This is a genomic window from Janibacter sp. CFPM2_SD2, from assembly GCF_057364645.1.
This window is the reverse complement of the sequence record NZ_JBNFOF010000173.1, coordinates 1-6,667: the sequence shown is the minus strand read 5'-3', so window position 1 is coordinate 6,667 and position 6,667 is coordinate 1. Positions and strand designations below refer to the sequence as shown.

Annotated in this window: 7 protein-coding genes and 2 pseudogenes; 4 read left to right on the top strand and 5 right to left on the bottom strand. The window is 74.6% G+C overall.

Features of this window, described 5'->3' with window-relative positions:
* The 5 genes and pseudogenes from AC2W7J_RS14200 to AC2W7J_RS14180 form a co-directional block, all read right to left on the bottom strand.
* Positions 1–516, bottom strand: a 516-nt coding sequence (locus tag AC2W7J_RS14200; protein ID WP_485983172.1) for a MoeA family protein, incomplete at its 3' end; no start/stop codon positions are given.
* Positions 513–710 (bottom strand): rhodanese-like domain-containing protein, encoded by a 198-nt coding sequence (locus AC2W7J_RS14195; protein WP_485983170.1) that lies wholly within the window; start codon positions 708–710, stop codon positions 513–515. The genes AC2W7J_RS14195 and AC2W7J_RS14200, both read right to left, overlap by 4 nt.
* Positions 711–969: 259 nt before the next feature.
* Positions 970–1,593, bottom strand: a pseudogene (locus AC2W7J_RS14190) (HesA/MoeB/ThiF family protein); the annotation flags it as partial.
* A gap of 96 nt (positions 1,594–1,689) precedes the next feature.
* Positions 1,690–2,400 carry an acyl-CoA thioesterase gene (locus AC2W7J_RS14185; RefSeq protein ID WP_485983168.1) on the bottom strand — a complete coding sequence of 237 codons (711 nt, stop codon included), beginning with the start codon at positions 2,398–2,400 and terminating at the stop codon, positions 1,690–1,692.
* Positions 2,401–2,693: 293 nt separating this feature from the next.
* Positions 2,694–4,812: pseudogene (locus AC2W7J_RS14180) on the bottom strand (RecQ family ATP-dependent DNA helicase).
* Positions 4,813–4,899: 87 nt separating this feature from the next.
* Here AC2W7J_RS14180 and AC2W7J_RS14175 point away from each other — a divergent pair.
* The 4 genes from AC2W7J_RS14175 to AC2W7J_RS14160 all read left to right on the top strand — a co-directional run.
* Entirely contained in the window at positions 4,900–5,355 is a 456-nt protein-coding gene (locus AC2W7J_RS14175; RefSeq protein WP_421007369.1) for an acyl-CoA thioesterase, read from the top strand.
* Positions 5,352–5,594 carry a DUF8010 domain-containing protein gene (locus AC2W7J_RS14170; RefSeq protein WP_485983166.1) on the top strand — a complete coding sequence of 81 codons (243 nt, stop codon included), beginning with the start codon at positions 5,352–5,354 and terminating at the stop codon, positions 5,592–5,594. The genes AC2W7J_RS14175 and AC2W7J_RS14170 overlap by 4 nt, the downstream gene beginning before the upstream one ends.
* Positions 5,591–5,980: a DUF8185 domain-containing protein gene (locus AC2W7J_RS14165; RefSeq protein WP_485983164.1), complete on the top strand. Its 390-nt coding sequence runs from the start codon at positions 5,591–5,593 to the stop codon at positions 5,978–5,980. The genes AC2W7J_RS14170 and AC2W7J_RS14165 overlap by 4 nt, the downstream gene beginning before the upstream one ends.
* A 17-nt stretch (positions 5,981–5,997) precedes the next feature.
* Positions 5,998–6,667, top strand: a 670-nt coding sequence (locus AC2W7J_RS14160; RefSeq protein WP_485983162.1) for an inositol monophosphatase family protein, incomplete at its 3' end; no start/stop codon positions are given.

Genomic DNA, 6,667 nt, shown 5'->3' with positions numbered 1-6,667 from the left:
CGGCGGCCGCGAGCGACCCGAGGACGCGGGCGGTGAGGTCGTGCCGGCGCTGGCGATCGTCTGACCGCCGCGCACGTCCTCGCCCGCGCCGCGCACGTGTGCCCCGCGCTCGCCGACCTCGTCGATGCGGACCGAGCTCGTGCCCGCGTCGGTCCGCTCGACCGGCACGACGGTGTCGGCGTCGGTGGGCAGCGGGGCGCCGGTCATGATCCGGACGCACTCGCCCGGGGCGATCGCCGGGTCGTCGGGCGACCCGGCGGGCACGTCGCCGACGACCCGCAGGGTGGCCGGCAGGCTCGTCAGGTCCGCCAGCCGCACGGCATAGCCGTCCATCGCGGAGTTGGCGAAGGCCGGGACGTCACCGCGGGCCGTCACCGGCTCGGCGAGCACGCGGCCGAGGGCCTCGGCCAGGGGCACCGTCTCGATCTCCGCGACGGGGCCCGCCCCGGCGAGCAGGTCGGTGAGCAGCTCGTCGAGGTACTCCTCGACGGTGAGCAGCAGGCGCTGCGTCGTCATGTCGTCTCCTCGTGCGGCACGGGGTCGGGCCACGTGAGCATCCCACCATCGAGGACGAGCAGGCGCTCGTGACCTCGCGCCCGCAGCGCGGAGGCGGCGAGCCGGGCGCGGGGACCGGCACGGCAGACGAGCACGACCTCGCGGTCGCTCGGGACGTCGCGGGTCGAGGCGGGGTCGGAGAGCAGGTCGGCCACCGGGATGTGCACGGCTCCGGCGACAGTGCCCTCGGCCAGCTCGTGGGCGTCGGCGCACGTCGATGACGAAGGGGGCCTCGCCCCCGGCGAGGCGAGCGGCCAGCTCGGCGGGGGAGACGTGCTCGACGTCGGTGGGCGTCGACTCCTCGACGTCGGTGGGCGACGACGCAGGGGCGCGGCGCGGGCGGTCGTGCCGGGGCAGGAGCGGGATCTCCCGCTGGGTGGCGGTGAGCACGTCCACGAAGAGGAGCCGTCCCAGCAGGGGCTCGCCGCAGCCGGTGATGAGCTTGATCGCCTCCGTCGCCATCATCGAGCCGATCTGCCCGACGAGCGGGCCGAGCACACCGGCGTCGCCGCAGGCGGGCACGCTGCCGGGTGCGGGCGGCACGGGGAAGAGGTCGCGCAGCCCCGGCGCGGGGACGCCCTCGGGGGCCGCGGTCCAGAAGACGGTGACGTGGGCCTCGGTGCGCAAGACCGCGGCCCAGACGAGCGGCAGCCCGAGGGCGTCGCAGGCGTCAGCGACGGCATAGCGCGTGTCGAAGCTGTCGCTCCCGTCGAGGACGAGGTCGTGCCCGGCGAGGATCTCCCGGGCGTTCGTCGGGTCGAGCCTCCGGTCGACCGGGGTGACCGCCACGTCGGGGTTGAGCGCGCGCAGCCGCTCGACGGCACTGTCGGTCTTGGCCCGCCCGATGTCGTCGGCGGAGTGCAGCACCTGCCGCTGCAGGTTGGACTCCTCGACGACGTCGTCGTCGATCAGGGTGATCGACCCGACGCCCGCGGCGGCGAGGTAGAGGAGCGAAGGGGAGCCCAGGCCCCCCGCGCCGACGACGGCGATGCGGGCGGCGAGGAGGCGACGTTGACCCCCTTCGCCGATGGCAGGCATGAGCAGGTGGCGCGAGTAGCGGGCCACCTGGTCGGCCGTGAGGGCCGGCCCGGGAGAGACGAGCGGGGGGAGCGTCATGCCGAGACCGTCACCCTGTCACGGGCCAGCGGTCTGGGCGCCGGGACGCTGCTTGATGCGGACCATCGCCTCCTGGGCGATCGTCGCGACGAGGACACCCGTCTCGGTGTAGACCTTGCCCACCATGAGCCCGCGGCCGGAGCGCGTGGAGGGCGACTCCTGCTCGTAGAGCAGCCACTCGCCGGGGTCGACGGGGCGGTGGAACCAGATCGTGTGGTCGATCGTCGCCGGGGTCAGGCCGGGCTGGGTCCAGGACAGCCCGTGGGCCCGCAGCATCACGTCGATCGGCGTGTAGTCGGAGGCGAAGGCCAGGACCGCACAGCGGGTCAGCTGGTCGTGCGGCAGCTGGGCGACGGTGCGGAACCACACCCGCTGGCGGCCCTCGTGGTCGGGCGCGGGAACCGCGAGGATGTCGCCGTCGACATAGCGGTGGTCGACGGGTCGCGTGGTGATGTACTTCGCCCGCGGGTGGTCGACGCCGGCGTACTTGTCCGAGACCGACACCAGCTCGTCGGGCCCGGGGACGTCGGGCATCGGCAGGTGGTGGTCGAGACCGTCGGAGGGGTCCTGGAAGGACGCGGTCATCGACAGGATCGGACGGCCGTGCTGGAGCGCGTGGACCCGGCGGGTCGAGAAGGAGCGCCCGTCGCGCATCCGCTCGACGGCGAAGCGGATCGGCAGGCTCGAGTCCCCGGGACGCATGAAGTAGGCGTGCAGCGAGTGCGGCATGCGGTGCGGCAGCTCGTCGTTGACCGTGCGGCCGGCGCGACGAGGGCCTGGGCGAGGACCTGCCCGCCGAAGACCCGTCCGTGCGGCATCGCGATGCTCTCACCCTCGTAGACGTCGGCCGAGCTGGCGCCGAGCTCGCCGACCCCCTCAGGACCCTCGACGCGGATCGTCGCGTGGCCGACCTCCTCGAGGTCGAGCGTGGACAGGGCGGTGCTCAGGGCAACGCGCTGGGCGTGCTCGATCGACTCGTCGGCCATGCTGCTCCTCGCTCGGGGTGGACGTCGTGAGCCTACTCAGCCGTCCAGACCCAGGACGAAGGGGAGGACCTCGTCGACCCCGGCGCGGCGCAGTGCCCGGGCGGCGACGGTGAGGGTCCACCGGGAGTGGGCCACGTCGTCGACGAGCAGCACCGGCCCCGCGACGGACGACAGGGCCCCCGCGAGGTCCGGGCCGACGACCAGCCGCTCCCAGACATTGCTCAGGCGGTAGGCGGAGTTGCCCCCGGGCTCGCCGACGGGTCCGCCCTCGGCGAGGTCGAGAGCGCCGAGCACCGGCAGCCGCCCGATGTGGCCGAGCTGCTCGGCGAGCGAGGTGACGAGGGTCGGACGGGAGCGGGAGGGCACCGTGACGATGCCGACCGGGCGCGTCTGCCAGCCCCACTCGGCGAGCACCCGGACGCAGGCGCGCACGGCACCCTCGGGCACCGGCTGGTCGGTCGCGAGGAGCTCACGCACCCGGGGGCCCCAGCCCAGGTCGGTGACGCGGGCGAGGGCGCGGCCCTGGGACATGGCCTCCGCGGGCGGGATCTTTGCCCTTTGACCGGGACCCCGAGCCGGTCCATGCCGGTCGGCCACTGGGCGCGGGGGTCGAGGTCGACGCCCGCGCGGTCGAGGGTGGAGCGCGCCGAGCCGAGCGCGTCGTCGCCGACCTCGGCGTCGATCCACGCGCTCGCGCACCGGTCGCAGCGGCCGCAGTCGTGAGCGGTCGGGTCGTCGAGGGTGCGCTGGAGGAAGGCCATGCGGCAGTCGGGGGTCGAGATGTAGTCGAGCATGTGCTGCTGCTCGGCCTCACGCGCCGCGGCGACCCGCTCGTAGCGCTCCGCGTCGTAGACCCATGGCTGCCCGGTGCTGATCCAGCCACCGCTCACCCGCTGGACGGCGCCGTCGACGTCGAGCACCTTGAGCAGCAGCTCCAGCCGGGTGCGCCGGATGTCGACGATCGTCTCGAGGGCGGCCGTCGACAGGGGACGCCCCGCCTCGGCGAGCGCGGTGATGACGGCCGCGGCCTGGTCCTCGCGGGGCATCGACGCGGAGGCGAAGTGCTTCCAGATCGACACGTCGTCGTGCCCGGGCAGCAGGACCACGTCGGCCCGCTCCGTCGCGCGCCCCGCGCGACCGACCTGCTGGTAGTAGGCGACGGGGGAGGACGGCGCCCCGAGGTGGACGACGAAGCCGAGGTCCGGCTTGTCGAAGCCCATGCCGAGCGCGCTCGTCGCCACGAGGGCCTTGACCCGGTTGTGGCGCAGCGCTTCCTCCATCGCCGCCCGCTCCTCGGCGTCTGAGCGGCCGGTGTAGGCGGCGACCTCGTGGCCCGCGGACTGCAGCGCGGCGGCGACGTCCTCGGCCGCGCTCACGGTGAGGGTGTAGACGATGCCGCTGCCCTCGAGCTGGCCCAGGTGGGTCGCGAGCCAGGCGAGGTGGTGGTCCATGCCGGACCGGGGGAGCACGGCCAGTCGCAGGCTGTCGCGCGCGAGCGGGCCCCGGACGGTCAGCACGTCCCCTTCGGCGCCGGCGCGAGCTGCTCGGCGACGTCGTGGACGACGCGCTCGTTGGCCGTGGCGGTCGTCGCGAGCACCGGCGTGCCCTGCGGCAGCTCGCCGAGCAGGTCCTTGATCCGGCGGTAGTCGGGTCGGAAGTCGTGGCCCCAGTCGCTCACGCAGTGCGCCTCGTCGACGACGAGCAGGCCGCACCGGCGGGTGAGGTCGGGCAGCTGCTCGGCCCGGAACCGTGGGTTGTTGAGCCGCTCCGGGCTCACGAGCAGGACGTCGACCTCGTCGCGGGCCAGCCGCCCGCGCACGTCGTCCCACTCCTGCGCGTTGGCGGAGTTCATCGACACCGCGCGCACGCCGGCCCGCTCGGCCGCGGCGATCTGGTCACGCATGAGCGCGAGCAGAGGCGAGACGATGAGCGCCGGCCCGGCGCCCCGCGCCCGCTGGAGCCGGGAGGCGACGAAGTAGACGGCCGACTTGCCCCACCCGGTGCGCTGCACGACGAGCACGCGGCGCCCCTCCCCGACGAGCGCCTCGATCGCCTCGAGCTGCCCGTCGCGGAAGTCGACGTCGTCACGGCCGACGAGGCGGCGCAGGACGGCGGTGGCGTCGGCGGCCAGGGTGCTGGCGGGTGAGGTGGTCATGGCCTCCACCGTAGGCGAGCGGTCCGACGACGCCCGAGCGTCGGGACGGCTGGGGACGAGCGCCCCTGCCGGTGCGAGGATGTGGACATGACGAGCGAGACCATCGAGCCGCGGGCCTTCACGGCCGAGATCTCCCTGCGCTGGGGCGACATGGACGCCTACGGCCACGTCAACAACGTGCAGTACCACCGGCTGCTCGAGGAGGCCCGCATCCGGGCCTTCGGCGAGTGGTTCCACTCCAGCGGCGGCGACAGCATGCTCCGCTCGGGCGTGCTCCTCGCCCGGCAGGAGATCGAATTCCTCGAGCAGCTCGTCTACCGCCCGGAGCCGATCCTCGTCGACATGTGGGTGACCTCGCTCGGCGGTGCCAGCTGGGACATGGGCTACACGATCCGCGACGAGGAGGCCGTCTTCGCCCGCGCGGAGTCGACGCTTGTCGCGTTCGACGTCGCGGCGCAGAGCGCCCGTCGACTCACCGACGAGGAGCGCGACGCGCTGCGCGCGGGGCTCGGCGACCCGGTGCCGATGCGGCGCCGGCGATGACCCCCCTTCGCCTCGCCGACGAGCAGACCGCGGCCGACCTCGCGACCTATCTGACCCGGGCCAAGCGCCTCGACGACGAGGGCGACGTCCGGCTCCAGGCGGTCGGGTCCGTCCTCGCCGCCTGGACCTGCGTGCTGCCGGGCCGCGGGCTCGGCAGCAGCGGCCTCGTCCTCGGCCTCCGGACCTGCGCCCTGGCGGAGCCGGCCACGTGGACACCTGCGTCCCCATCGCTGCCGTGACCGATCGCCTCGCCCGGGGCAGGACCCAGCTCGAGGCGCCGCCGGTCACCTCGCAGCCGACCTGGCGTGCGCTCACCCCGCCCCGCTCGGGCTGGGAGCCCGTCGGGCTCGTCGCCGACACCGACCTGCTGGCCGTCGCCCGGGAGGGGATCGCCGAGGTCGCCCAGGGGGCTCCGGAAGGCTCCGGTGCGTCAGCCGTCGCCGACCTGCGCTCGCGGGTGTGGGGCAGGTCGACCGCCACCGTCCCGCCGGTCCCGGCGGGCACCGCCTTCGGCCTGCACGCGCTGGGCTTCCTGAGGCCGGAGGCCGGCGCTCAGGCTCAGGTGCACACGATCGGGCCGTGGACGCGGGTGGCGACCGACCGCGGCTTCGTGATCACCCGCTGACCCATAGTGTGGGGCGCGTGGACGACCATCTCGCTGACCTCGACCACCTCACCGACCTCGACGACGCCGCGCTGGCCGCAGCGCTGACCCGTGACGCGGCGCGGCTCGCCGCGCGCATGCGCGCCGAGGGGCTGCAGGCACAGCACAAGACGTCGATCTCCGACGTCGTCACGGCGGCCGACCATGCCGCCGAGGAGCTCGTCGCCGGCACGCTCGCCCGGCTGCGCCCCGACGACGGGATCGTCGGCGAGGAGGGTGCCGAGGCCGAGAGCCGCTCCGGTCGCACGTGGGTCATCGACCCCGTCGACGGGACGTACAACTTCCTCTCCGGCCTGGGCACCTGGTGCAGCGCGCTCGCGCTGCGCGACCACGCCGGGCTGGCTCTCGGGGCCGTGCACCAACCTGCCGTCGGCGAGGCGTGGCTCGGTGGTCGCGACCTGCCGACGACGCTCAACGGCTCACCCGTCGGCGACCTCGCCGACCTGCCCCTCGCCGAGGTCGCGATGGCGACCTATCTCCACCCCGCGCGCCTGCCCGATGCCACGCTCCGTGAGCCCTGGCTGGCCGCGATCGAGGGTGCGGCGACGGTCCGCATGTTCGGCTCCGGCTCGTGCGACCTCGCCGCGGTCGCCGCCGGCCGCATCGGCGTCTGGGGCCCAGCAGGCGGTGCCCGAGTGGGACTGGCTG

Excerpts from the sequence above, each read along its gene's own strand:
- AC2W7J_RS14185 (WP_485983168.1), bottom strand. The coding sequence starts at position 2,400 with ATGCCGCACTCGCTGCACGCCTACTTCATGCGTCCCGGGGACTCGAGC.
- AC2W7J_RS14175 (WP_421007369.1), top strand. The coding sequence starts at position 4,900 with ATGACGAGCGAGACCATCGAGCCGCGGGCCTTCACGGCCGAGATCTCC.
- AC2W7J_RS14170 (WP_485983166.1), top strand. The coding sequence starts at position 5,352 with ATGACCCCCCTTCGCCTCGCCGACGAGCAGACCGCGGCCGACCTCGCG.